At 56.0% G+C, this 21,580-nt stretch carries 25 protein-coding genes and 1 pseudogene; 16 read left to right on the forward strand and 10 right to left on the reverse strand.

All coding sequences use genetic code 11. The features are described from left to right. Positions 1-45: 45 nt before the first annotated feature. The 4 genes from A7Q03_RS07695 to uvrA all read right to left on the reverse strand — a co-directional run bounded on the left by A7Q03_RS07695 (position 46) and on the right by uvrA (position 4,276). The gene (locus A7Q03_RS07695; RefSeq protein ID WP_067448749.1) at positions 46-492 is read right to left on the reverse strand and encodes a hypothetical protein; all 447 of its coding nucleotides are present in this window, start codon (positions 490-492) and stop codon (positions 46-48) included. A gap of 2 nt (positions 493-494) precedes the next feature. Further along, positions 495-905, reverse strand: a complete 411-nt coding sequence (locus tag A7Q03_RS07700) for a hypothetical protein (protein ID WP_067448750.1) — start codon at positions 903-905, stop codon at positions 495-497. Positions 906-1,232: 327 nt separating this feature from the next. Continuing rightward, positions 1,233-1,388, reverse strand: coding sequence for a hypothetical protein (locus A7Q03_RS10245; protein WP_153705531.1), 156 nt, complete (start codon positions 1,386-1,388; stop codon positions 1,233-1,235). Positions 1,389-1,426: 38 nt separating this feature from the next. Beyond that, positions 1,427-4,276 (reverse strand): excinuclease ABC subunit UvrA, encoded by a 2,850-nt coding sequence (gene uvrA, locus A7Q03_RS07705; RefSeq protein WP_067448753.1) that lies wholly within the window; start codon positions 4,274-4,276, stop codon positions 1,427-1,429. A gap of 303 nt (positions 4,277-4,579) precedes the next feature. On the opposite strand from uvrA, the gene mnmG reads away from it, so the two are divergent. The 8 genes from mnmG (at position 4,580) to hslV (ending at position 11,549) form a co-directional block, all read left to right on the forward strand. Further along, positions 4,580-6,475 (forward strand): tRNA uridine-5-carboxymethylaminomethyl(34) synthesis enzyme MnmG, encoded by a 1,896-nt coding sequence (mnmG, locus tag A7Q03_RS07710; RefSeq protein WP_067448755.1) that lies wholly within the window; start codon positions 4,580-4,582, stop codon positions 6,473-6,475. A gap of 145 nt (positions 6,476-6,620) precedes the next feature. Continuing rightward, on the forward strand, positions 6,621-6,905 hold the full coding sequence (locus A7Q03_RS10250; protein ID WP_153705530.1) for a hypothetical protein: 285 nt from the start codon (positions 6,621-6,623) through the stop codon (positions 6,903-6,905). A 466-nt stretch (positions 6,906-7,371) separates the two neighbouring features. Beyond that, positions 7,372-8,430 carry an AI-2E family transporter gene (locus A7Q03_RS07715; RefSeq protein ID WP_067448756.1) on the forward strand — a complete coding sequence of 353 codons (1,059 nt, stop codon included), beginning with the start codon at positions 7,372-7,374 and terminating at the stop codon, positions 8,428-8,430. 125 nt (positions 8,431-8,555) lie between these two features. After that, positions 8,556-8,981 carry a PACE efflux transporter gene (locus A7Q03_RS07720; RefSeq protein ID WP_067448758.1) on the forward strand — a complete coding sequence of 142 codons (426 nt, stop codon included), beginning with the start codon at positions 8,556-8,558 and terminating at the stop codon, positions 8,979-8,981. A gap of 123 nt (positions 8,982-9,104) precedes the next feature. Continuing rightward, positions 9,105-9,734: a 16S rRNA (guanine(527)-N(7))-methyltransferase RsmG gene (gene rsmG, locus A7Q03_RS07725; protein WP_003824470.1), complete on the forward strand. Its 630-nt coding sequence runs from the start codon at positions 9,105-9,107 to the stop codon at positions 9,732-9,734. A 60-nt stretch (positions 9,735-9,794) separates the two neighbouring features. Next, positions 9,795-10,568 (forward strand): ParA family protein, encoded by a 774-nt coding sequence (locus A7Q03_RS07730; protein WP_067448955.1) that lies wholly within the window; start codon positions 9,795-9,797, stop codon positions 10,566-10,568. 40 nt (positions 10,569-10,608) lie between these two features. Then, complete coding sequence (locus A7Q03_RS07735; RefSeq protein ID WP_193563041.1) at positions 10,609-10,887, forward strand: hypothetical protein; 279 nt, start codon at positions 10,609-10,611, stop codon at positions 10,885-10,887. A gap of 128 nt (positions 10,888-11,015) precedes the next feature. Continuing rightward, positions 11,016-11,549, forward strand: coding sequence for an ATP-dependent protease subunit HslV (gene hslV, locus A7Q03_RS07740; protein ID WP_067448760.1), 534 nt, complete (start codon positions 11,016-11,018; stop codon positions 11,547-11,549). Positions 11,550-11,629: 80 nt separating this feature from the next. On the opposite strand, the gene A7Q03_RS07745 is transcribed toward hslV, so the two are convergent. The 3 genes from A7Q03_RS07745 to A7Q03_RS07755 all read right to left on the reverse strand — a co-directional run bounded on the left by A7Q03_RS07745 (position 11,630) and on the right by A7Q03_RS07755 (position 12,782). Then, positions 11,630-11,932, reverse strand: coding sequence for a hypothetical protein (locus A7Q03_RS07745; RefSeq protein ID WP_067448762.1), 303 nt, complete (start codon positions 11,930-11,932; stop codon positions 11,630-11,632). Next, positions 11,929-12,351: a phage holin family protein gene (locus A7Q03_RS07750; RefSeq protein ID WP_067448764.1), complete on the reverse strand. Its 423-nt coding sequence runs from the start codon at positions 12,349-12,351 to the stop codon at positions 11,929-11,931. The genes A7Q03_RS07745 and A7Q03_RS07750 overlap by 4 nt, the downstream gene beginning before the upstream one ends. A 119-nt stretch (positions 12,352-12,470) precedes the next feature. Further along, positions 12,471-12,782, reverse strand: coding sequence for a YqjD family protein (locus A7Q03_RS07755; RefSeq protein WP_067448766.1), 312 nt, complete (start codon positions 12,780-12,782; stop codon positions 12,471-12,473). A 469-nt stretch (positions 12,783-13,251) separates the two neighbouring features. Between A7Q03_RS07755 and A7Q03_RS07760 the strand changes: the two genes are divergently transcribed. From A7Q03_RS07760 to A7Q03_RS07785, 6 genes are all read left to right on the forward strand, one after another. Beyond that, positions 13,252-13,656, forward strand: coding sequence for a hypothetical protein (locus A7Q03_RS07760; protein ID WP_067448768.1), 405 nt, complete (start codon positions 13,252-13,254; stop codon positions 13,654-13,656). Positions 13,657-13,717: 61 nt separating this feature from the next. Then, positions 13,718-14,215 carry an acyl-CoA thioesterase gene (locus tag A7Q03_RS07765; protein ID WP_023887520.1) on the forward strand — a complete coding sequence of 166 codons (498 nt, stop codon included), beginning with the start codon at positions 13,718-13,720 and terminating at the stop codon, positions 14,213-14,215. A gap of 139 nt (positions 14,216-14,354) precedes the next feature. Continuing rightward, positions 14,355-14,738, forward strand: coding sequence for an aspartate 1-decarboxylase (panD, locus tag A7Q03_RS07770; protein ID WP_003824535.1), 384 nt, complete (start codon positions 14,355-14,357; stop codon positions 14,736-14,738). Positions 14,739-14,916: 178 nt separating this feature from the next. Further along, a complete protein-coding gene (surE, locus tag A7Q03_RS07775) occupies positions 14,917-15,672 on the forward strand; it encodes a 5'/3'-nucleotidase SurE (protein WP_067448770.1) in 756 nt (251 codons plus the stop codon). Further along, positions 15,669-16,334 carry a protein-L-isoaspartate(D-aspartate) O-methyltransferase gene (locus tag A7Q03_RS07780; protein WP_067448772.1) on the forward strand — a complete coding sequence of 222 codons (666 nt, stop codon included), beginning with the start codon at positions 15,669-15,671 and terminating at the stop codon, positions 16,332-16,334. Before surE ends, A7Q03_RS07780 begins: the two co-directional genes overlap by 4 nt. An 87-nt stretch (positions 16,335-16,421) precedes the next feature. Then, on the forward strand, positions 16,422-17,402 hold the full coding sequence (locus A7Q03_RS07785) for a peptidoglycan DD-metalloendopeptidase family protein (protein WP_067448774.1): 981 nt from the start codon (positions 16,422-16,424) through the stop codon (positions 17,400-17,402). 150 nt (positions 17,403-17,552) lie between these two features. Here A7Q03_RS07785 and prmC read toward each other — a convergent pair. Further along, positions 17,553-18,371 (reverse strand): annotated as a pseudogene (gene prmC, locus A7Q03_RS07790) (peptide chain release factor N(5)-glutamine methyltransferase); the annotation flags it as partial. 57 nt (positions 18,372-18,428) lie between these two features. Further along, positions 18,429-18,638 (reverse strand): hypothetical protein, encoded by a 210-nt coding sequence (locus A7Q03_RS07795; protein ID WP_067448778.1) that lies wholly within the window; start codon positions 18,636-18,638, stop codon positions 18,429-18,431. 381 nt (positions 18,639-19,019) lie between these two features. On the opposite strand from A7Q03_RS07795, the gene earP reads away from it, so the two are divergent. Beyond that, complete coding sequence (earP, locus tag A7Q03_RS07800) at positions 19,020-20,210, forward strand: elongation factor P maturation arginine rhamnosyltransferase EarP (RefSeq protein WP_067448957.1); 1,191 nt, start codon at positions 19,020-19,022, stop codon at positions 20,208-20,210. 161 nt (positions 20,211-20,371) lie between these two features. After that, positions 20,372-21,160 carry a DsbC family protein gene (locus A7Q03_RS07805; protein WP_067448780.1) on the forward strand — a complete coding sequence of 263 codons (789 nt, stop codon included), beginning with the start codon at positions 20,372-20,374 and terminating at the stop codon, positions 21,158-21,160. 47 nt (positions 21,161-21,207) lie between these two features. Here the strand turns inward: A7Q03_RS07805 and A7Q03_RS07810 are convergent, their stop codons facing one another. Next, positions 21,208-21,576, reverse strand: a complete 369-nt coding sequence (locus tag A7Q03_RS07810; RefSeq protein ID WP_067448782.1) for a DUF4298 domain-containing protein — start codon at positions 21,574-21,576, stop codon at positions 21,208-21,210. Between the last annotated feature and the right edge of the window lie 4 nt (positions 21,577-21,580).

The raw sequence follows: 21,580 nt of genomic DNA on the forward strand, positions 1-21,580 counted from the left end.
GCCACGCACGCGGTTGCTTGGGTATGCAGGCTACGGCTTGCTAAATTATTTCTTTGATTTTTTACTTAATCCGTAAAAAACAAACCAAAATTTCTTTCCAATATCAAATAGTAAAAACAGAGATATAGCAAGAATAATTAAACTAATTTTTAGAATAAAAATACTTTCCTGTCTCTCAAGAAATGGGTTGATGAATGTTAGACATATCAAACCAAAGAAACTAAAAGTATTCCAGAATATTGATTTAATTAAAGTATAAAATTGTCCAGTTTTTTGCATTTTAGTAAGGAAATCATGATTCACTAATGAAGCAAACAATGCAAGAACAGCTAGCAATAAGCTAAATAAAGATACGGATAAATTATGTATCGAACCATATAAATCAGAAATTGATTTATTATCTAGCTTCATAATAACATTACTTCTAGAGAGAAATGCCCATAATCCTATTGATATGATGAAAATAGCAAGTAGAATTGTTTTATTTTTCATTATTATATCTCTATTGCTTCTTTAATCTGATCATACATTTTCTTTTTCCCTGTAGAAATTGATTGTAACATTTGACTTGTTTCTGGACGACGCGTTTTTTTCTTTTTTATTTCAACAGAGATTTTAGTTTTTATCTGATCTTTTAAAATATCAATAGGCATCTCTATCTCATTTAACTTTACTTTTAATCTTTTAGTTGTTTCTGATTGTTTAATTAATGTACTTATCTTTTCCTTTATCCATTTAGATAATCCCTTTTTTCGAGCATGTATTGATATTTTCCCATCAAATTTAGTTGCATTGCTATCATTCATCAGTTCCAATGCTGATTTGGTAAAATCATCTTCTGCGATATAGTCTTCTGTACGTGGCTTCGCAATAGTGTATTCCAAATAACGAACTTCCCCATTCATTACCCTATGCATAGCATCTTGGCGAATAATTTCTAAAATTTCTACTTCATCTGCATGAGTGATTAGTTTTTGTAATAATTTACCAAGAGTGTTAACTGTCCCAGCTTCTATTGCATATTGAAATGAGATAAGTTCTCGCCCACTAATTTCTTTACTAATAATAAAATGACTTTTTTCTAAAAATCCCTCGTTCGTTTTTAATTCAATATCTCGTTCAGTGTTTTGTTCTGCTGAACCAACAGGTGGGACATCTTCTCTTAACCGTGTTAAAGATCCCCCAATTTCGTTATCAGATAAACTACAAATATTTCTTAACTGGAAACGATTTTATCCTAATTCAATTGGTTTAGATAATTCAATATTTTTTTGGATAAATTCTTCCTGAAAAAAATCAAATGTACTGATTATTTTATCTTGTACTGAATTTTTTGCTTGTAATGTAAAAAAATATACAGTGTATTTTTTCATATTTAGTTTTGACATTTTAAATTCTCCTAGAAATAATTACTTGTTGTGGCAGATTACAAAACCACCTTCAAATACTTCCCAGTATAACTCCCCTTAACCTTAGCCACCTGCTCGGGGCTACCAGAAGCAATAATCCGTCCCCCACCGTCGCCGCCTTCCGGCCCTAAGTCCACAATCCAATCCGCGGTTTTAATCACATCCAGATTATGCTCGATAATCACAATCGAGTTGCCTTTGCCTTTCAGACGGCCTATTACTTCCAGCAGCAAGGCGATGTCGGCGAAATGCAGGCCGGTAGTCGGTTCGTCGAGGATATAAAGTGTTCTGCCGGTGTCGCGTTTGGATAGCTCCAAGGCGAGTTTGACGCGCTGGGCTTCGCCGCCGGAGAGGGTGGTGGCAGACTGGCCGAGGCGGATGTAGCCTAGGCCTACGTCCATCAGGGTCTGCAGTTTGCGCGATACGGTGGGGACGGCGTCGAAAAATTCGCGGGCTTCTTCGACGGTCATGTCGAGGACTTGGCTGATGTTTTTGCCTTTGTATTGGATTTCTAGCGTTTCGCGGTTGTAGCGTTTGCCGTGGCAGACTTCGCAGGGGACGTATACGTCGGGCAGGAAGTGCATTTCGACTTTAATCACGCCGTCGCCTTGGCAGGCTTCGCAGCGGCCGCCTTTGACGTTGAAGGAGAATCTGCCGACGTTGTAGCCGCGTTCGCGCGAGAGGGGTACGCCGGCGAAGAGTTCGCGGATGGGGGTGAACAGGCCGGTGTAGGTGGCGGGGTTGGAGCGCGGGGTGCGGCCGATGGGGGATTGGTCGACGTTGATGACTTTGTCGAGGTGTTCGAGGCCGCGGATGTCGTCGTATGGGGCGGGCTCTTCTTGGGCGCGGTTGAGTTCGCGGGCGGTGATTTTGGCGAGGGTGTCGTTAATCAGGGTGGACTTGCCGCTGCCGGATACGCCGGTGATGCAGGTAATCAAACCGAGCGGCAGTTCGAGGGTGACGTTTTTAAGGTTGTTGCCGCGCGCGCCTTTGAGGACGAGCTTCCGCTCGGGATTGACGGGCGTGCGTTCAGACGGCACGGCAATGGATTTTTTGCCGCTGAGATATTGTCCGGTAACGGATTTTTCGCATTGGGCGACGTTTTCTGGCGTGTCGGCAATCAGTACGTTGCCGCCGTGTTCGCCCGCGCCAGGGCCCATATCGACGACGAAATCGGCTTCGCGGATGGCGTCTTCGTCGTGTTCGACCACAATTACGCTATTGCCCAAATCGCGCAGGCGTTTGAGGGTGGCGAGCAGGCGGTCGTTGTCGCGTTGGTGCAGGCCGATGGAGGGTTCGTCCAAAACGTACATCACGCCGGTCAGGCCGCTGCCGATTTGGCTGGCGAGACGGATGCGCTGGGCTTCGCCGCCGGAAAGCGTTTCGGCGGAGCGGGAGAGATTGAGGTAATCCAGCCCGACGTTAATCAGGAAGCCGAGCCGCTCGGTGATTTCTTTGAGGATTTTTTCGGCGATTTGTTTTTTGTTGCCGTCCAAATCCAGCGTTTCAAAGAATTGGTGGGTTTTGGTGAGCGGCCAGGCGGAGACTTCGTGTAAAGGTTCGCCGCTGACGTAAACGTAGCGCGCTTCTTTACGCAAACGTGCGCCGCCGCAGCTCGGGCAGGCGCGGTGGTTTTGGTATTCGCGCAGTTTTTCGCGCACGGTTTCGCTGTCGGTTTCGCGGTAGCGGCGTTCGAGATTGGGGATGATGCCTTCGAAGGCGTGGCTGCGGTTGAACGTAGTACCGCGTTCGGATAGGTAAGTGAAATCAATGACTTCTTTGCCCGAACCGTGCAACACGACTTTTTTCACTTTTTCAGGTAGCGTTTCCCAAGCAGCCTGCACATCGAAACCGTAATGCCGCGCCAATGATTGAATCATTTGGAAATAAAACTGGTTGCGCTTGTCCCAGCCGTCAATCGCGCCCGTTGCCAATGATAATTCAGGATGGGCGACCACTTTTTCGGGGTCGAAGAAATTGGTGTTGCCCAAGCCGTCGCAAGTTGGGCAGGAACCCATCGGGTTGTTGAACGAAAAGAGGCGCGGCTCTAATTCGGGCAGGCTGTACGAACACACGGGGCAGGCGAAACGAGCGGAAAACCAATGCTCTTCGCCGCTGTCCATTTCCATCGCCAGCGCGCGTTCGTTGCCGTGGCGCAGCGCGGTTTCAAAACTTTCCGCCAGCCGCTGCTTGATGTCCGCCTTCACTTTCACGCGGTCGATGACCACGTCGATGTTGTGCTTGATGTTTTTTTCCAGCTTCGGCACTTCGTCCAACTGATAGACCTCGCCATCCACGCGCACCCGCGCAAAACCCTGCGCCTGCAAGTCGGCAAAGAAATCGACAAATTCGCCCTTACGCTCGCGCACCGCCGGCGCCAGAATCATCACGCGCGTGTCTTCCGGCAGCTTCAACACGGCATCGACCATCTGCGACACGGTTTGGCTCGACAACGGCAGATTGTGTTCGGGGCAATACGGCGTGCCGACGCGGGCGTACAAAAGGCGCAGGTAATCATGGATTTCCGTTACCGTGCCGACGGTGGAACGAGGGTTGTGGCTGGTGGATTTCTGTTCGATGGAAATCGCGGGCGACAGGCCTTCGATCAAATCGACGTCGGGTTTGTCCATCATCTGCAAAAACTGCCGCGCATAGGCGGAAAGGCTCTCGACATAACGCCGCTGCCCTTCGGCATACAGCGTGTCAAACGCCAGCGACGACTTGCCGCTGCCCGACAGCCCCGTGACTACCACCAGCTTGTGGCGCGGAATGTCCAAATCGACGTTTTTCAAATTATGCGTGCGCGCGCCGCGGATGCGGATGGTGTCGTTGTCGCGGGTGTGGTGTGGGTGGTTGTGATTGCACATGATGAAGCCGGAAAACTCGAATAAAAAGAAACCGTGTATTGTAACACTTTCAGCCCGCCTCTTGCCCTACGCCGCAAACCGGAAAGGCTACCTGAAAGCCGTTTTTCAAGCGCACAACTTTTTCAGGCAGCCTCTATCCCGGCACAGGCTACCTGAAAATGATTAAAGCGAATTTCGCCAAAACGAGATTTCCGGAGGAAGCCGAGTTTCTGCCAAGCTCAAAACCCATTTCCGTTTTTCAGGTAGCCTCATCCGGCAGCAAAACCGCGTATAATCGCTTGATTTTTTACTACCCACACAATCATGCCCACCATCCTCTACCCCAAAACCTACGACGTCATCGTCGTCGGCGGCGGCCACGCAGGCACGGAAGCCGCGCTCGCCGCCGCCCGCATGGGCGCGCAGACGCTTTTGCTCACACACAACATCGAAACGCTCGGACAAATGTCGTGCAACCCCTCCATCGGCGGCATCGGCAAAGGACATCTAGTACGCGAACTCGACGCGCTCGGCGGTGCGATGGCGTTGGTAACAGACAAATCCGGCATCCAGTTCCGCCGCTTGAACGCCAGCAAAGGCGCGGCGGTGCGTGCCACGCGCGCGCAGGCGGATCGTATTTTGTACAAAGCTGCCATCCGCGAAATGCTGGAAAACCAAGAAAATCTGGAGCTTTTCCAGCAGTCGGTTGACGACGTAACGCTGGACGGCGACCGCATTTCAGGCGTAATCACCGCGATGGGCGTGGAATTTAAAGCCCGCGCCGTCGTGCTGACCGCAGGCACGTTTTTGTCCGGCAAAATCCACATCGGTTTGGAAAACTACGAAGGCGGCCGCGCCGGCGACCCCGCCGCCAAATCGCTGGGCGGACGTTTGCGCGAATTGAACCTGCCGCAAGGTCGTCTGAAAACCGGCACGCCACCGCGCATTGACGGCCGCACGATTGATTTCTCCCAGCTCACCGAACAGCCCGGCGACACGCCCGTGCCTGTCTTTTCCGTGCGCGGCAACGCCGATATGCACCCGCGCCAAGTGTCCTGCTGGATTACGCATACCAATTTGAAAACACACGAAATTATCCGTTCAGGCTTCGACCGCAGCCCCATGTTCACCGGCAAAATCGAAGGCGTCGGCCCGCGCTACTGCCCGTCCATCGAAGACAAAATCAACCGCTTCGCCGACAAAGACAGCCACCAGATTTTCCTCGAACCCGAAGGCCTGACCACTAACGAATACTACCCCAACGGTATTTCCACCAGCCTGCCGTTCGACATCCAAATCGCGCTCGTGCGCAGCATGAAGGGTCTGGAAAACGCCCATATCCTGCGCCCCGGCTACGCCATCGAATACGACTACTTCGATCCGCGCAACCTCAAAGCCAGCCTTGAAACCAAAACCATCCAAGGCCTCTTCTTCGCCGGACAAATCAACGGCACGACCGGTTACGAAGAAGCCGCCGCGCAAGGCCTGCTCGCAGGCGCGAACGCCGTGCAATACGTCCGCGAACAAAACCCGCTCCTGCTGCGCCGCGAACAAGCCTACCTCGGCGTATTGGTGGACGACCTCATCACCAAAGGCGTGAACGAACCCTACCGCATGTTCACCAGCCGCGCCGAATACCGCCTGCAACTCAGGGAAGACAACGCCGACATGCGCCTGACTGAAGACGGCCACAAAATCGGCTTGGTGGGTGAAGAACAATGGCGCATGTTCAACGAAAAACGCGAAGCCATCGAACGCGAAATCCAACGTTTGAAAACAACGTGGTACACACCGCAGAAACTCGCCGAAGACGAACAAATCCGCGTGTTCGGACAAAAACTCAGCCGCGAAGCCAACCTGCACGACCTCCTGCGCCGTCCAAACCTCGACTACGCCGCACTGATGACGCTCGAAGGCGCAGAACCCGAGTGCAGGCTACCTGAAAACGTAATTGAACAAGTGGAAATCCAAGTCAAATACCAAGGCTATATCGACCGCCAAAACGAAGAAATCGACAGCCGCCGAGATTTGGAAACATTGAGGCTACCTGAAAATATTGATTACAGCAAAGTCAAAGGCTTATCCGCCGAAGTGCAGCAAAAGCTCAACCAACACAAACCCGAAACCGTGGGGCAGGCAAGCCGAATTTCCGGCGTAACGCCTGCAGCAGTGGCGTTGTTGATGGTGCATTTGAAGCGCGGGTTTAAAGGGGCGAAGTAGGCTACCTGAAAGCGTAGCTTTAATAAAGACTGCCTGAAACTGTGTAAGTATGAATAACCAACATTCCGCATATTGCCCACGCAATGCACACCATGCTTTGCAAGCTGCTTGTATTGTTCGAATAAACCACATAAGGAGGTAAAAAATGAATACTGCCCATTTCCCCAAATTCCTATCGGCTCTGCTGCTTGGCTTTGTTATGCCTGCTCAAGCATATGTAGAGTCAATAACTTGTGGTGGTATCGGCGGTCGTTGCAACATCATACATATAGAAGATTGCATCATGTTGCAGGCAAACGGTAGCCACCATACCGAACGCTGTTCGGTTCACTCCTTTGTAAGTGGATTTTTAGAGCCGAAGCCAACTAGACAAGTTGTCCATGCTGTCCACATGATTAGCTTCGGCAAAAATCCGGCCACCATTACTTAATGATGTCCGAAACAGCGCCAAATATTATGTGGACAACGCATTGCAATGCAGTGAAAAAACGGATGACAGCTATCTCTGCTTCCCCGACACCCGCCCCGATACCGCAATATGTATTAGTTCCGCTATAGTCAATAAAATGCCTTTTGAACATTGATTTTTAATGCTCTTAAGAAAACATTGCATTGACTTTATGTAAAATTCAGTGGTTGTAAATGAAAAATCAATGCTTGTTCCACTATTTAGATGTGCGGATTGAAGTGTGCGAAGAAGTGCGTGCAGCTTCTGCTTCTGGTATCCGCTTCTCCTTTTCAGGTAGCCTGAAAGAAAGGCTCAAAAGAAATTCTTGTTTTAGCAGAGTTGCCAAGCCTAACCCTCCACCCACCGCGCTATAATCCGCCGTTTAAAGGCTACCTGAAATCCAATCCCCGCTTTTCAGGTAGCCCCACCCTTTACACACCACCACATCATGCACACCGAAACCACCAAATTCCGCACCGCTTCCTATATCCTGATGGCCGCCGCGCTGCTGGTTATTCTGTATTTCCGCTTCCTGCCGCTGCTGCTCTCCATCATCCTTACCTACATTTTCATCAACCGCACCAACGGCCTGATTCTGTGGATGCGCCACCGCCTGCTGCCGCACAACACCTTCCTGCATCGCTCGCTCAATGTGCGCAACATCAATCTCGTTTCCGCCACGTTCACCATCAGCCTGGTGCTCTTAGCCATCACCTTGATGGCGCTGGGCGTGTACCGCCTGATTCACAGCGGGCACATTACGGTGATGCTGGCCAAGCTCGCCACCATTCTGGCCAACACCAAAAATAACGGCGAGCTGCCGCCGGCCATTTTGAATATGCTGCCCGAAAATCTGGCCGAAATTAAAGCCGCCGCTGCCGAACTGCTCACCGAATACGGCGCCACGCTCACCCGCATCAGCAAAAACAGCTTTACTTCCTTTGTGTATGTGCTCATCGGCGTGATTATCGGCGCGCTGCTCAGCTTCCACCGCCTCAATACCCGCCGCAGCCGTCATCAGATGCCGCCGTTCAAAGCCCAGCTGGTGCGGCGCATTACCAACTTCCAAACCAGCTTTGAGCGCGTGTTTATCGCCCAAGTGAAAATCTCCTTAATCGACACCGCCGTTACCGCCGTTTATCTGTATCTGATTCTGCCCGCCTTCGGCGTGGAGCTGCCTTTCCGCCTCACCGTGCTGGTGATTGCCTTTGTGGTGGGGCTGGTGCCGGTGGCCGGTAATTTGGTGTCCAACACGGTCATCATCATCCTCAGCCTGGGCGCGTCGCTCTATGTGGCCGCGGCTTCGCTGGTGTTTTTGGTGGTGGTACACAAGCTGGAATATTTCCTCAACGCCAAAATCATCGGCTCGCAAATCGAATCGAGCGCATGGGAATTATTGCTGGTGATGGTGGTGTTCGAACGCATTTTCGGCATCGGCGGCATCATCATTTCGCCGGTGTATTATGCTTATTTGAAGAACGAGCTGAAGCAGGCAGGGCTGATTTAGCCGGATGGGGCTACCTGAAATTCGGCAAGCCGCAGCTATTTAGAGTAAAGAGTAAGGAGGCTGCTTGAAAGTTTCAGGTAGCCTCTGCGCTATAATATCCATCCCTCCCCCACGCGAGCCGAATCGTGAGCTTCTTTGAGCGTTTTATTCATGCCTTGCTGTTTGAAACCGGCGCGGTGCTGATTTCCGCCGTGGCCGTGCTACTGTTTGGGCTTTCCCATGCCTGCACGGCGTTTGGCATGAGCGTGGCGGTGTCGGTAACGGCGATGGTGTGGAATTTCCTGTTCAACTGGGGGTTCGATAAAATCTTCACCGGCCGGCGCGAGCGGCGCGGCTGGGGCGTGCGGATGTTGCAAACCGGCGCGTTTGAAGGTGGGCTGCTGTTTTTCACCACGCCGCTGATTGCCTGGTTTCTGCAAATTACGCTGTGGCAGGCGCTGCTTACCGACATCAGCCTCACCCTCTTGATTGTGCTCTATTCTTTGGTTTACAACTGGACGTTCGACCACATCCGCGCCTATTGGCTGGCCAGTCGGCACAAGGTTTCCTAGCTGCCAGATTTTATTCTTTGTATAGATGGAGTAAAATCCGCCCAACATTCCAACAGGCTACCTGAAACAGCCGAAGCCTTTTCAGGTAGCCCTAATCTTTATCCAAAATTCAAACACACAATTATGGACAACAAACAACAACTGCAAGAAGGCCTAGCCGCCCTCGGCCTCAACCTTTCCACCGCCCAGCAACTTTTGCTGCTCGAACACGCCTCGCTGCTGCAAAAGTGGAACCGCACTTACAACCTCACCGCCCTGCGCCGCAACGACCAAATCATCAGCCGCCACATTCTCGACAGCCTCACCCTGCTGCCCTATGTGAAAGAAGCGAAAACCCTGATGGACGTAGGCTCTGGCGGCGGCATGCCCGGCATTCCCACTGCCATCTGCCGCCCCGACCTGCAAATCACCCTGCTCGATGCCAACACTAAAAAAACCGCATTCCTGCAGCAAACCGTGATCGAGCTTGGCTTGAGCAACGTTACCGTGGCCGCCGGCCGTGTGGAAACCATCTACGATAAAAAAGTGGACGTGGTAACCAGCCGTGCCTTTGCCGAGTTGGCCGATTTTGCCGCGCTCACCAAACACCTGCTCAATGAAAACGGCTACTGGGCCGCCATGAAAGGCGTGTATCCTTATGAAGAAATCGAGCAGCTGCCCGCGAATATCGAAGTGGTGTCTGCCGATAAGCTCGACGTGCCCATGCTGGAAGCCGAGCGGCATATGGTGATCATGCGTCCCAAGCGTGCATGAAACCGAAATTAGCCTGAATTTTCAGTTTCCCCCAACCCCTTCCCATAGAAAGGCCAGATGATGAGCGCTACCGTTATCGCCATAGCCAACCAAAAAGGCGGCGTGGGCAAAACCACCACCGCCGTCAATCTGGCCGCTTCCCTGGCCGAACGCAAACAGCGCGTGCTGGTGGTGGATCTCGATCCGCAGGGCAACGCCACCACCGGCAGCGGCATCGACAAAAGCAGCCTGAGCAGCGGCACCTATCAAGTGCTGCTCGAGCAGGCCGCAGCCGCCGACTCCCGCCTCAAAAGCCCGCACGGCCGCTACCACATCCTCGGCGCCAACCGCTCCCTGGCCGGCGCCGAAGTGGAGCTGATTCAGGAAATCGCCCGCGAGATGCGCCTCAAAACCGCCATCAAGCCGCTTTTGCCCGAATACGACTACATCCTCATCGACTGCCCGCCCACCCTCACCCTGCTCACCCTCAACGGCCTCGTGGCCGCCGACCGCCTCATCGTGCCCATGGTGTGCGAATACTACGCTCTCGAAGGCATTTCCGACCTCATCGCCACCGTGCGCAAAATCCGCAAAGCCATCAATCCTAAGCTCGACATCCTCGGCATCGTGCGCACCATGTACAACCCGCAAAGCCGCCTGTCGCTGGAAGTGGGCGAGCAGCTGGAAAAACACTTCTCCCGCCTCGTGTTCAACACCATCATCCCGCGCAACGTGCGCCTGGCCGAAGCCCCCAGCCACGGCATGCCCGCCCTGGCCTACGACCCCAAAGCCAAAGGCAGCATCGCCTATCTGGAACTGGCCGACGAAGTCATCGCCCGCTGCAAAGCGGCCTAAAGCCAGTGGGAAAGGCTATCTGAAACCCCGTTGGCCGAGTTTGCCACCCCCGACTCTCCCAACAAACCGCTACGCCCGCCACGCCGCTGCGCTGGCCGGCCGCCCATTCCGCCTCACTGCCCGCACCGAACAGCCCTACTACTGCACCATCCTCCTGCTCGACGCTGTGCACACCCAAGCGCCCGCCTTCAATCAGCCCTGGCAAAATATCGACCTGGCCGTATTTCGCGGCGAATACCTCTTCCCCGAAGCCTTCGCCCAAAGAAATATCGAGTGGCTCGCCGTCATCCCCGCCCAAGCCGCCACCAATGCCCGCTAAGGCAGTAAACCCAACCGCTAAATGTTTTCAGGTAGCCTCATCCCGCTTTTAGGCTACCTGAAAAATTGAAATCCGCGCCGCTGCCCTAATCTGCCGCCTATTCCCAACTGTTTTAAAAAGGAAGCGCCATGCAGCAATTCGACGGCACCACCATCGTTTCCGTGCGCCGGGGCCGCCAAGTCGCCATCGGCGGCGACGGCCAGGTCAGCCTGGGCAACACCATCATCAAAGCCACCGCGCGCAAAGTGCGCAAACTGTATAACAACACCGTTTTGGCCGGGTTTGCCGGCGGCACGGCCGATGCGTTTACCCTGATTGAGCTTTTTGAAGCCAAATTGCAGAAACACCAAGGCCGGCTCACCGTATCCGCCATCGAGCTGGCCAAAGAATGGCGCACCGACCGCGCCCTGCGCCGCCTCGAAGCCATGCTGATTGTGGCCGACAAAGATAACACCCTCATCATCACCGGCAACGGCGACGTGCTCGAACCGGAAGGCGGCATCGCCGCCATCGGCAGCGGCGGCTCCTATGCCCAGGCCGCCGCCCGCGCACTGGTGGAAAACACCGAGCTGCCGCCCGAAACCGTGGTGAAAAAAGCATTGGAAATCGCCGGCAGCATCTGCATCTACACCAACGACCAGCACACGATGGAAACGCTCTAAGCACCGGCCGAATGTAAGAAAGGCTACCTGAAAACGGTTCAAACCGGTTTTCAGGTAGCCTTTGCCGTCAGATCCAATATTTATTTTCCCTTTTTTCCTTTCTCTGGCTCGCTGCTCCACCAGCGCCACAGCATGCGGCCAAATTTGGGCAGCAATTGGCGTTGTTTGGGAGCGGGTAAGACGGCGGCCTGCCACAGCAGCATGGCTAAGGGCAGGCTGTTGGCCAGTTTGAGCCAGTCGATGGGCTTGCCGGCGCGGTTTCGGCCTTGTTTGCGCAGCTGTTCGCTGCGAATTTTCAGGCGGGCGAGTTCGGCCTGCAAGGCGAGCAGTTCGCGCTGCTGTGCCTTGCTGAGCGGCTGCTGGGGCTGAGGCTGGGAGTTCATTCGGGCTGCTCCGGCGTGATGTTGGCAGGTTGGGTGTTTGTGCCGGCGGTATGGCCGCGCAGGATGTCGAGGTCGCGGCGCATGTCGGCGAGAGTGGAGGCTACCTGAACACCAGCCTGCCGCCAGCCGGCTAGGGTGCGGGAGAGTAAGAACCAAGCGATAAGCAGGAGCAATACGGGCAGACTGAAAAATACCCAGATTTTGACGTGTACAGGCAGGACGGCATCGAGGCCGAAGAAGAGGCTGACTAGGGCGGCGAGCAGCAACACGCTGCCGGCGAGCAGGGTGGCAGTGATTTTGATGAAGCCTGTGGCTTGGCCGGAAAGGTCGATGCCGAGGATTTGCAGGCGCAGCAGCAAGAGATCCGCGCCTTGGTTGATGAGGAAGCAGATGTGGTTGATATTGTGTTTGAGGCTCATGCGGCGCTCCCGTTGGATGGGGATAGTGGTGCCAAATAGGCGGGCAATGCTATGCCTATTTGGAGCAACGATAAAACGCCCGCCTGCACAGGGCGGGGCGGGCGGCTGGGTGACAAGTATCAACGGCGGTTAAGCAGCACGCCCACTACCAAGCCGGCGAGGGCAGCGAAGCCCATGGCATAGTAAGGTTTGTCTTGCACCAGTTGGTCGGCCTGGCTGGCGGTCTGTTTCACGCGCTCGGCAGCCACTTCTTCAAAGTCGCCCAATTTGCGTTGGGCAGCCTGCAATTTACGCTGCAGCTTGCCGCGCAGCTGCTCGGCTTCTTTGCTGCCTTCTTCAACGCCGCTTTGGTACAGCTCTTCCACGTCATCGAGCACGGCGCGCACTTCTTGCAAGAGTTCTTCTTTCTGCTGGTCAAAATCTTTACTCATGTTTTAATCTCCTGATTGGGTTGGGGGAGAGCGGCATTTTGTCTGCCGCTTGGATTTATATAAGGCGGAAGGTCGGCTTATCAAGGCTGAAACCTTTACAAAATTCCATCTTCAGTACATTTCTTCGCGCCTCGCTTCTCGAATGCCTGAAAATATTCCAATCTTATCTGCGTATTCTGCAATGCTACCGCTTTGAACTGCACTCAAATCCGGGGTTTTGCAAAGGTCTCAGGCTACCTAAAATTCTGCACCGTACTCCGTAAGCCAATAGAGTGGATTGATTTCAATTTTGCCACAACGTTGGGCTGCAGTTCGCCGATTGGTATCGATAGGGTAGTTAATTCATTATATAATCACACTTTTCTGTATTCACTCCCCGGGTGTTTGTATCTGACTTGAGCAAAGGCGTGGTGTTGTGCCTGCTGTCGCAGCTGCTGTTTAGCGTGCTGTATCTCTGTTTAGCCATTGGATGCAGCCGATTAGCGGCACGGATGTGTCTGCGCTGCGCATGGTGATGACAGCGGCAGGGTTGTGGCTGATGATGACGTGGACGCTCGGTCTGGCAGCAATGCCGCGTTTTGTGCAACAGTTTCTCACCAGCCCGCGCCGTTGGCTGCTGTTGCCGCTGTTGGGCGGATTGAGCGCGGTGTCGATGTCGCTGAACATGAAATCGGGGCTGCTGCTGCCGGTCAACCTGTTCGGCATGCTCAGCTATGTGGAGCCGGCTTTGCTGTTTCTGCTGGCGGTGTTGGTGTTGAAAACACCTGTGCAGCCCTCGGCCTACATCACCTACGGTCTGATTTGGGCGGGGCTGCTGCTTTTGGTGGCCAATAGCTGGCGTGGCATGCAGAAATCGCACCATAAACAAGTTTAATCAAATCATGCCGTATTAATAGCATAGAATAATCTTTCACTCTCACACACCGAGGAATACCATGACCGAATCCCACACCCGCCAGCTGCCTGCGCACGAACTGGTGATGTCTGAACTGATGATGCCCAACGCCGCCAATTTCAGCGGCAATGTGCACGGCGGCGAGCTTTTGCGCCTGCTCGACCAGGTGGCTTATTCCTGCGCCAGCCGCTACAGCGGGCACTATTGCGTTACCCTGTCTGTGGACAAAGTATTGTTTAAAGAGCCGATTCACGTGGGCGAGCTGGTTACGTTCTACGCCAGCGTCAACTATACTGGCCGCACCTCCATGGAAATCGGCATCCGCGTGGAAGCGCAAAACATCCGCACCGGTCAGGTGCGCCACACCAACAGCTGCTATTTCACCATGGTGGCCATGGAAAACGGCAAGCCCGTGCCCGTGCCGCCGCTGCAAATCACCGGCGAACGCCAGCGCTGCCGCCACGAAAAAGCGCTGCAACGCAAACAGCTCAGCCTGCAAGCTTCTGCCTCCCTGCCCTGCGGCTGCGGAGCAGAATAAGGCTGCCTGAAACTTGCAGGCCGGGCAGAAATGCCCGGCAAACCGGCACGGTCGGAAAGAGGCTACCTGAAAATAACCGGCAGCCTTCAGCCCGCGCACCGCTTGCGATAAAATACCGCTTTTTTCCAGGATTCCCGATATGTTCCGAACTTTGCTGGGCGGCAAAATCCACCGCGCCACCGTTACCCGCGCCGATTTAAACTATGTAGGCAGCATCACTGTGGATTTGGATCTGCTTGATGCGGCTGGCATCTGCGTGAACGAGAAAGTGCAGATTGTGAATAACAACAACGGCGAGCGGCTGGAAACCTACACCATCGCCGGCGAGCGCGGCAGCGGCGAAATTTGCCTCAACGGCGCGGCGGCACGGCTGGTGCAGCCGGGCGACGTAGTGATCATCATGTCGTATGTTTTGCTCTCCGAGCCGGAAATTGCCGCACACCGGCCGAAAGTGGTGCTGGTGGATGCGCAAAACAAAATCCGCGACGTAATCGACTACGAGCCGGCCAATACCGTTTTGTAAACACCAAAGGCTACCTGAAAGCAAGGCCTTGGCAATGCCGGGCTTGGATTTTGTGTAGCCAAAGCGGCCGCTTTAACAGCGCCAAAAGGCCAAACCCAATTTCAGGTAGCCTGCTGCCCCGTTGGCAGGCTACCTGAAACCCCCAAACCACCCGTTCTTAGGCAGCCCCAAGCCAACCATGAATATCCTCATCAGCAACGACGACGGCTACCAAGCTGAAGGCCTCGCCATCCTCGCCCGGGTGGCCGCCGAATTTGCCAACGTGCGCGTGGTCGCCCCCGAGCGCAACCGCAGCGGCGCCAGCAATTCGCTCACGCTCGACCGCCCGCTGCGCATCCAAGAAGCCGCCAACGGCTTCTATTTTGTCGACGGCACGCCCACCGACTGCATCCACCTCGCCCTGCACAGCCTGCCCGATTTCCAGCCCGACTGGGTGTTTTCCGGCATCAACCACGGCGCGAATATGGGCGACGACACCCTCTATTCCGGCACCGTGGCCGCCGCCACTGAAGCCTATCTGCTCGGCATCCCTGCGATTGCTTTTTCGCTCAACGACAAAAGCGGCCGCTATTGGCACACCGCCGAACAGGCCGTGTGGCGGCTGCTCACCCATCTGTTTGCCGCGCCCAAGCCCGCCGCGCCCGTGCTGTGGAACGTCAACATCCCGGCGGTGCCGGAAAACCAAATCCAAGGCATCGCCACCGTGCGCCTGGGGCGGCGGCATCATCAGCAAAGCGTGGTGGCCGCCCGCAGCCCGCGCGGCGAGAATGTGTATTGGATTGGCGCGGCCGGCGAAGTGCTCGGCCGCGAAGAAGACACCGATTTCGCGCAAAACGAAGCCGGCATGATTACGGTTACCCCGCTTTCCGTGGATCTAACCGACCATGCCGGTTTAGACAGCGTGGCGCAATTTTGGCAGGATACCGAACTATGAACGCAGCACACACCAGCGGCAGCTTCGATTGGCGGCGGCGCAATATGGTGCAGCGGCTGGCCAAAATGGGCATCAGCCGCGCCGACGTGCACGCCGCCATGGGCAGCGTGCCGCGCCATGTGTTTGTGGAGGAAGCCCTGCGCTCGCGCGCCTATGACGATATGTCGCTGCCCTTGGGGCTGGGGCAAACCATCTCCCAGCCCTACACCGTGGCCGTGATGACCCAGCTCATGCTTGGCAACGAAACAACAGAAAATTTCGGCCCGGTGCTGGAAATCGGTACCGGCTGCGGCTACCAAACTGCCGTGCTGCAAGCTGTGGGGCTCAAGCAGATTTATTCGGTGGAGCGGCTGCAGGCGCTGCACGAAAAAGCCAAACACAACCTGCGCACCGCCCGTTTGCTCGGCGGCACGCGGCTGGTGTGCGGCGATGGCTACCTCGGCCTGCCCGAAGTCGCCCCGTTCAACGGCATCCTCGTCACCGCCGCGCCTGCCGAAGTGCCGCTGCCCCTGCTGCAACAGCTCGCCGTGGGCGGCCGCATGGTGATCCCGCTGGACGAAGGCGGGCAGCAATACCTGTGGCTCATCGAAAAAACCGCCCACGGCTTCCATGAAACCTGCGTGCACGAAGCCCGCTTTGTACCGCTGATTAACGGAACTTAACCGCGATAAACGCCGCCCAACCTTGCATGAAACCGCACGGATTGCTTATGATTGCGCTGTTCCCGTGCACAGAAAGCCCGCATCCCCATGAATCAATTGTTTACCTTCCGCACTCTTCCCCTCGCCCTCACCGTTTTCCTCGGCGCCTGCGCCCTCACCCAGCCGCCCGCCCCGGTGGTGTCTGGCAACGGTGCCGGCTACGGCAACAACTACGGCGGCAACACCGCCACGGCCGACAGCAACCCCTACGGCGCACAGCCTTACAGCCCGCCTGCCGCTACCCAAGCCGCTAATACCACCCCCTACACCCCGCCGGCTGCTGTGCCCGCTCCCTATACCCCGCCCGCAGCCAGCGCCGCTCCTGTCGGCGGCAGCGGCTACACCCCGTCTTACGCTCCGGTGGACGTAAACGCCGCCCAGCACACCGTGGTGCGCGGCGATACTGTGTATAACATCGCCCTGCGCTACCGCATCAGCCAAGACAATCTGCGCGCTTGGAACAATCTGTCCGACAACAACATCAGCGTCGGCCAAGTATTGCGCGTGAAACCCGCCGGCTACACCCCGCCCGCCACCGCGCAAACCCCGCCGCCCGCTACTCCGCCGCGCACCACCCCTGCGCCGGCGCCCACTCCCGCCCCGTCGGCTAACACCGCTGCCACTCCAGCCGCCACGCCTTCCGTATCCGGCAGCACCCGCAGCGCCGCCGGCATCACCTGGCAGCGTCCCACCGCCGGCAACATCCTCACCCGCTTCGGCGGCAGTGAAAAAGGCATCAACATCGGCGGCACCGCCGGCCAACCCGTAGTGGCCGCTGCCGACGGCAAAGTGGTGTACAGCGGTTCCGGCCTGCGCGGCTACGGCAACCTCATCATCGTGCAGCACAACCAAACCTACCTCACCGCCTACGGCCACAACCAGCGCCTGCTCGTGCGCGAAGGCCAAACCGTGCGCCGCGGCCAAAGCATCGCCACCATGGGCAACAGCGACAGCCAGCGCGTGCAGCTGCACTTCGAGCTGCGCAAAAACGGCCAGCCGGTAGACCCGCTGCAATATATTCCGAACTAATCTATCGGGCGAAACAAAGGCTACCTGAAAACCGGTTTGCGGTTTTCAGGTAGCCTTTTGAGTGCACCGACAAAATAAAGCCAGTTATTTCCGTGTATAGCGGAACACTGCCCATACCAAGGGCAAGCCAAGGCCGTCAAAGCGTGTTGGCTATACCGCCTTCCGCCCGATGCCCACCCTATCCAGCCCGGCCAAGTCGCGTAGGGTTTCCACCTGCTGCCAGCCGTGTTCAGCCAACATGCCGCGCACGGCCTCGCCTTGGTTCCAGCCATGTTCCAGCAGCAGCCAGCCGCCGGGTTTCAGGTAGCCTTGGGCTTGGACGGCGAGGGTGCGGATATAGCTGAGGCCGTCGGCAAAATCGGTGAGCGCAGCAGCGGGCTCGAAGCGCAGGTCACCTTGCTGCAAATGCTCGTCTCCGGCTTCGATGTAGGGCGGATTGCTGGCGATGACGTCGAACAGGCCTTCTGCCGCGGGCAGAGCCGCAAACCATGAGCCTTGCGCCCATTCGATGCTTACGCCCAACGCGGCGGCATTGGCTTGCGCCACGGCCAGCGCATCAGGGCTGATGTCGGAAGCGCGCACGGCGGCATCGGGACGCTCCAGTGCCACGGTAAGGCCGATGATGCCGCTGCCACAGCCCAAATCCCACAGCCGCCCGCCCGGGGGCAGGCGCGCAAGTGCCGCTTCCACCAAAAGCTCGGTTTCGGGGCGCGGAATCAGCACGGCGGGCGACACGCGGAAACTTCTGCCGTAAAACTCGCAGCTGCCGAGCAAATAAGCCATCGGCTCGCCACGGCGGCGGCGAGCCGCCAGCATGTCGAGTACGGCACGTTGCGGCTGCGGCAATTCGTCGCCGCTGCGGCTGATGAGCCGCACATGATTGATGCGGCACACGGCTTCCACCAGCAGCCGCGCTTCCAGGCGGGGCAGTCGGCAGGTATCCAGCCATTGTTGGAAAGTCATGATTGCTTCTTTAAACCAATAAAACGGCGGCTATGGTAGCCGAAACGGCGGCGCGGCAAAAGGCTACCTGAAAGCGTCGGCCTGGATGCAGTTTCTAACCAAGCTAAAAATGATGATTACCATTGAGGCGGCATTTTCAGGTAGCCTCCAGTTCCCGCAAGCTTGGAAACGCTTTTCCCTGCCCAACAGGCCATTTTTGCCGTCGTCATTGAGTGGTGCAGCAATGCGTAAGGCTACCTGAAACTTGGGCGGCTGCTCTTGCGGGAACAGCATCGCCTCCGAGCTGTCCGCCCATCTGCCGCAGGCAATAATCTGCCAAAAAAACGCGGCTATCGCAGCTTTATCCCTTACCCACAAAAGCTGTGGAAAACTTTGTGGAAAACCCTGTGGGAAGCGTAAGATTTCCTGATAAATCAGGCCTTGGCTTAGGTTGCGTAAAAAATGGCCAATTTTTTAAAAGTATATAAATATCAATATGTTAAATGAAATCGGATCTTGTCAAGCGGCAGATTTGAGCCTTTATGCCAATCCGAAAGCGGCTTCTTTAGCCCCTTGTGGGAAAACCAAAAAAATTTCCGCCAAAACGCTTGACAGAGCGCGTAGCTAACGTAAATTCCCGTCCTGTCTGAGAATTTGCCCAGCGAAAGATTTATCGTGCCATCAAACCCGTTTTTTCCATCCAAACATACCGACACTCAGCCTGCCGCCTGGTTGTTTTGCCGCGTGATCGACAACTACGGCGACATCGGCGTTTCCCTGCGGCTGGCACGCCGGCTGAACGAAGCCGGCTTTCAGGTAGCCCTTTGGCACGACCATCCCGCCGCGCTGGCCAAACTGCTCGGCGATGCCCCGTTGCCTGCAGCGATTCGGGCGCACCATTGGCAGGGCGACGCGGCCGAAAGCATCGCGGCCGAATTGGCTGTGGCTGCGCCCGCCTTGGTGATTGAAACCTTCGGCTGTGATTTGCCTCCCGCTGCGCTGGCCGCCGTCCGCACACACCGCCCGCTGTGGCTAAATTGGGAATACCTCAGCGCCGAACCTTGGGCGGAAGCCATGCACGGCAAGCTTTCGCTGCAAGCCGACGGCGCAGAAAAATATTTTTGGCTGATGGGTTTTAGCGAAATCAGCGGCGGCCTCCTGCGCGAAGCAGGCTACCTGAAAAAACAGCAGGCCTTTCTTGCTAACCCCGCTGCCCAAGCCGCCTTGCGCCGCCGCTTGGGGCTACCTGAGACTCCGCGCCGCGCCGTGCAATGTTTCTGCTTCGGCTATGCCGGCGCACAATGGGCCGATTGGCTCGCCGCCTGGCAGACAGCGGGCGAAGCCTTAGACGTATGGCTGGCCGACCGGCAAATTATCCACAGCCTGCGCCAAACCGGCGCGATTCCCGAGCATGCCCTGCACGAGCCTGGCAGCGTGTGGCAGGCCGGCGCGGTGCGGCTTATCCGCATTGGTTTTGTGCCGCAGGCCGAATTTGATGCCGTGTTATGGCTGGCCGATATGGCCATCGTACGCGGCGAAGACAGCTTTGTGCGCGCCCAGCTTGCCGGTAAGCCCCTGCTGTGGCACATCTATCCACAGGCCGAGCAGGCACACCTGCCCAAGCTGCACGCCTTCTGGCATAAAGCCGCCGCGTTTGCCCCGCTTCCCGCCGCCCACCAAGCCCTTTCCGACGACTTGAACCACGCCGCCGCGCTCACTCCCGCCGCCCGTGCCGAGAGCTGGCGGCAGCTGCTGCAACAGCTGCCGCAATGGCGGCAGGCCGCCGGGCAATGGCAGGGTGAATTGCTGCGCCAATCCGATGCTGTAGAGCGCGTATTGGCACGCTGGCCGGGGCTGTTGGGCTGAAAAACACATTGCTGCTGCCCAAACAGTTTCAGGTAGCCTTTACAAAGGCTACCTGAAAGCCAATCCGGACGATAAATGACATTTACACGCCACAAAAGCCCGCCTGCGCAGATTTCGGTATAATGCGCCCCTGTTTTTAACCATTTAATGAGAACAAACAAATGAAGCACACCCTCTCCGCCATCTTGCTGGCCGCACTGCTGCCCCTAGCTGCCTGCAATGCCCAGCCCGCCGTGCAGCAAAACGCCTCCGGTACTGCCGCTTCGGCTGCAGCCGCGCCTGCCGGCAGCCCCGAAGCCGTTATCCGCAGCAAGCTCACCCAAACCTACGGCAACCAAGGCCTGGAAGTGCTGAGCGTTACCCCCGCTCCCGTAGACAACCTATATGAAGTGTTCCTTTCTGGCAATCAGCTGGTGTACATGACTGGCGACGGCAACTATATGTTTACCGGCGATTTGATCGATGTGAACAAACGCAGCAACCTTTCCGAAACCCGCCGCGAAGAGCTCAACCGCATCGACTTCGCCGCCCTGCCGCTTGATTCCGCCATTAAAGAAGTGCGCGGCAACGGCAGGCTGAAAGTGGCCGTGTTCTCCGACCCCGACTGCCCCTTCTGCCGCCGTTTGGAAAAAGAATTCGAGCAGATGACCGACATCACCATCTACAATTTCATGATGCCCATCCCCGATTTGCACCCCGCTGCAGAAGCCAAAGCTGTGCGCATCTGGTGCAGCCCCGACCGCACCGCCGCCTGGATCAATTGGATGCGCAAAGGTACCGTGCCGCCCGAATCCGCCGGCTGCGAAAACCCGGTAAAAGAAACCATGGCGCTGGGCAACCGCTACGGCTTCAACGGCACCCCCACCATGGTGTTCCCCAATGGCAAAGTAGTGCCCGGCTATATGCCGAAAGATGCTTTGCAGCAAGCGCTGGAAGCCAACCAGAAATAAGGCATCTGCCCAAACAAAGGCTACCTGAAATTTCAGGTAGCCTTTGTTTATTCATCGGTTGCTGTCGGGTCGAAGTGGAAGCGGTTTTGCGGATCGAGCTCGTGGGTAGCGGCGCGCAGCCAGGCCCAGGATAGGTCGTATTGCTGCTGGAAGGCGTTCCACAGGGCGTCTTCGCTCATGATGCTGTATTCGCCTTCGGTGGCCAGGGAAACGGGCAGGCCGTTTTCGATGGCTTGGTGCAGCGGCATGTATTCGCGGTCGTAAAAATCGGACATTTCGCGCATCAGCCGCATGGCGTGCTGCCATTGCTCCTGGGCAGCCTCCAGCTCGGGCAGTAGGTGCTTCCATTCGCGGTAGAGGGCTTGGATGCGGTCGATGCGCGCTTGGGCGGCTTCGGGGGTGATGGGGTGCGACATATGG

This window comes from Eikenella sp. NML99-0057 (assembly GCF_001648535.1).
Taxonomy (GTDB): domain Bacteria; phylum Pseudomonadota; class Gammaproteobacteria; order Burkholderiales; family Neisseriaceae; genus Eikenella; species Eikenella exigua.

Bases quoted from the DNA above. Each gene is read 5' to 3' on its own strand.
- uvrA (WP_067448753.1), bottom strand. From the start codon at position 4,276: ATGTGCAATCACAACCACCCACACCACACCCGCGACAACGACACCATC.
- A7Q03_RS07750 (WP_067448764.1), bottom strand. From the start codon at position 12,351: ATGAGCCTCAAACACAATATCAACCACATCTGCTTCCTCATCAACCAA.
- A7Q03_RS07760 (WP_067448768.1), top strand. From the start codon at position 13,252: ATGCAGCCGATTAGCGGCACGGATGTGTCTGCGCTGCGCATGGTGATG.
- A7Q03_RS07745 (WP_067448762.1), bottom strand. From the start codon at position 11,932: ATGAACTCCCAGCCTCAGCCCCAGCAGCCGCTCAGCAAGGCACAGCAG.
- A7Q03_RS07765 (WP_023887520.1), top strand. From the start codon at position 13,718: ATGACCGAATCCCACACCCGCCAGCTGCCTGCGCACGAACTGGTGATG.
- A7Q03_RS10250 (WP_153705530.1), top strand. From the start codon at position 6,621: ATGAATACTGCCCATTTCCCCAAATTCCTATCGGCTCTGCTGCTTGGC.
- A7Q03_RS07700 (WP_067448750.1), bottom strand. From the start codon at position 905: ATGAATGGGGAAGTTCGTTATTTGGAATACACTATTGCGAAGCCACGT.
- A7Q03_RS07695 (WP_067448749.1), bottom strand. From the start codon at position 492: ATGAAAAATAAAACAATTCTACTTGCTATTTTCATCATATCAATAGGA.
- surE (WP_067448770.1), top strand. From the start codon at position 14,917: ATGAATATCCTCATCAGCAACGACGACGGCTACCAAGCTGAAGGCCTC.
- A7Q03_RS07780 (WP_067448772.1), top strand. From the start codon at position 15,669: ATGAACGCAGCACACACCAGCGGCAGCTTCGATTGGCGGCGGCGCAAT.
- A7Q03_RS07810 (WP_067448782.1), bottom strand. From the start codon at position 21,576: ATGTCGCACCCCATCACCCCCGAAGCCGCCCAAGCGCGCATCGACCGC.
- A7Q03_RS07755 (WP_067448766.1), bottom strand. From the start codon at position 12,782: ATGAGTAAAGATTTTGACCAGCAGAAAGAAGAACTCTTGCAAGAAGTG.
- A7Q03_RS07805 (WP_067448780.1), top strand. From the start codon at position 20,372: ATGAAGCACACCCTCTCCGCCATCTTGCTGGCCGCACTGCTGCCCCTA.
- rsmG (WP_003824470.1), top strand. From the start codon at position 9,105: ATGGACAACAAACAACAACTGCAAGAAGGCCTAGCCGCCCTCGGCCTC.
- panD (WP_003824535.1), top strand. From the start codon at position 14,355: ATGTTCCGAACTTTGCTGGGCGGCAAAATCCACCGCGCCACCGTTACC.
- mnmG (WP_067448755.1), top strand. From the start codon at position 4,580: ATGCCCACCATCCTCTACCCCAAAACCTACGACGTCATCGTCGTCGGC.
- A7Q03_RS07730 (WP_067448955.1), top strand. From the start codon at position 9,795: ATGAGCGCTACCGTTATCGCCATAGCCAACCAAAAAGGCGGCGTGGGC.
- A7Q03_RS07715 (WP_067448756.1), top strand. From the start codon at position 7,372: ATGCACACCGAAACCACCAAATTCCGCACCGCTTCCTATATCCTGATG.
- A7Q03_RS07795 (WP_067448778.1), bottom strand. From the start codon at position 18,638: ATGCTGTTCCCGCAAGAGCAGCCGCCCAAGTTTCAGGTAGCCTTACGC.
- hslV (WP_067448760.1), top strand. From the start codon at position 11,016: ATGCAGCAATTCGACGGCACCACCATCGTTTCCGTGCGCCGGGGCCGC.
- A7Q03_RS07785 (WP_067448774.1), top strand. From the start codon at position 16,422: ATGAATCAATTGTTTACCTTCCGCACTCTTCCCCTCGCCCTCACCGTT.
- A7Q03_RS10245 (WP_153705531.1), bottom strand. From the start codon at position 1,388: ATGTCAAAACTAAATATGAAAAAATACACTGTATATTTTTTTACATTA.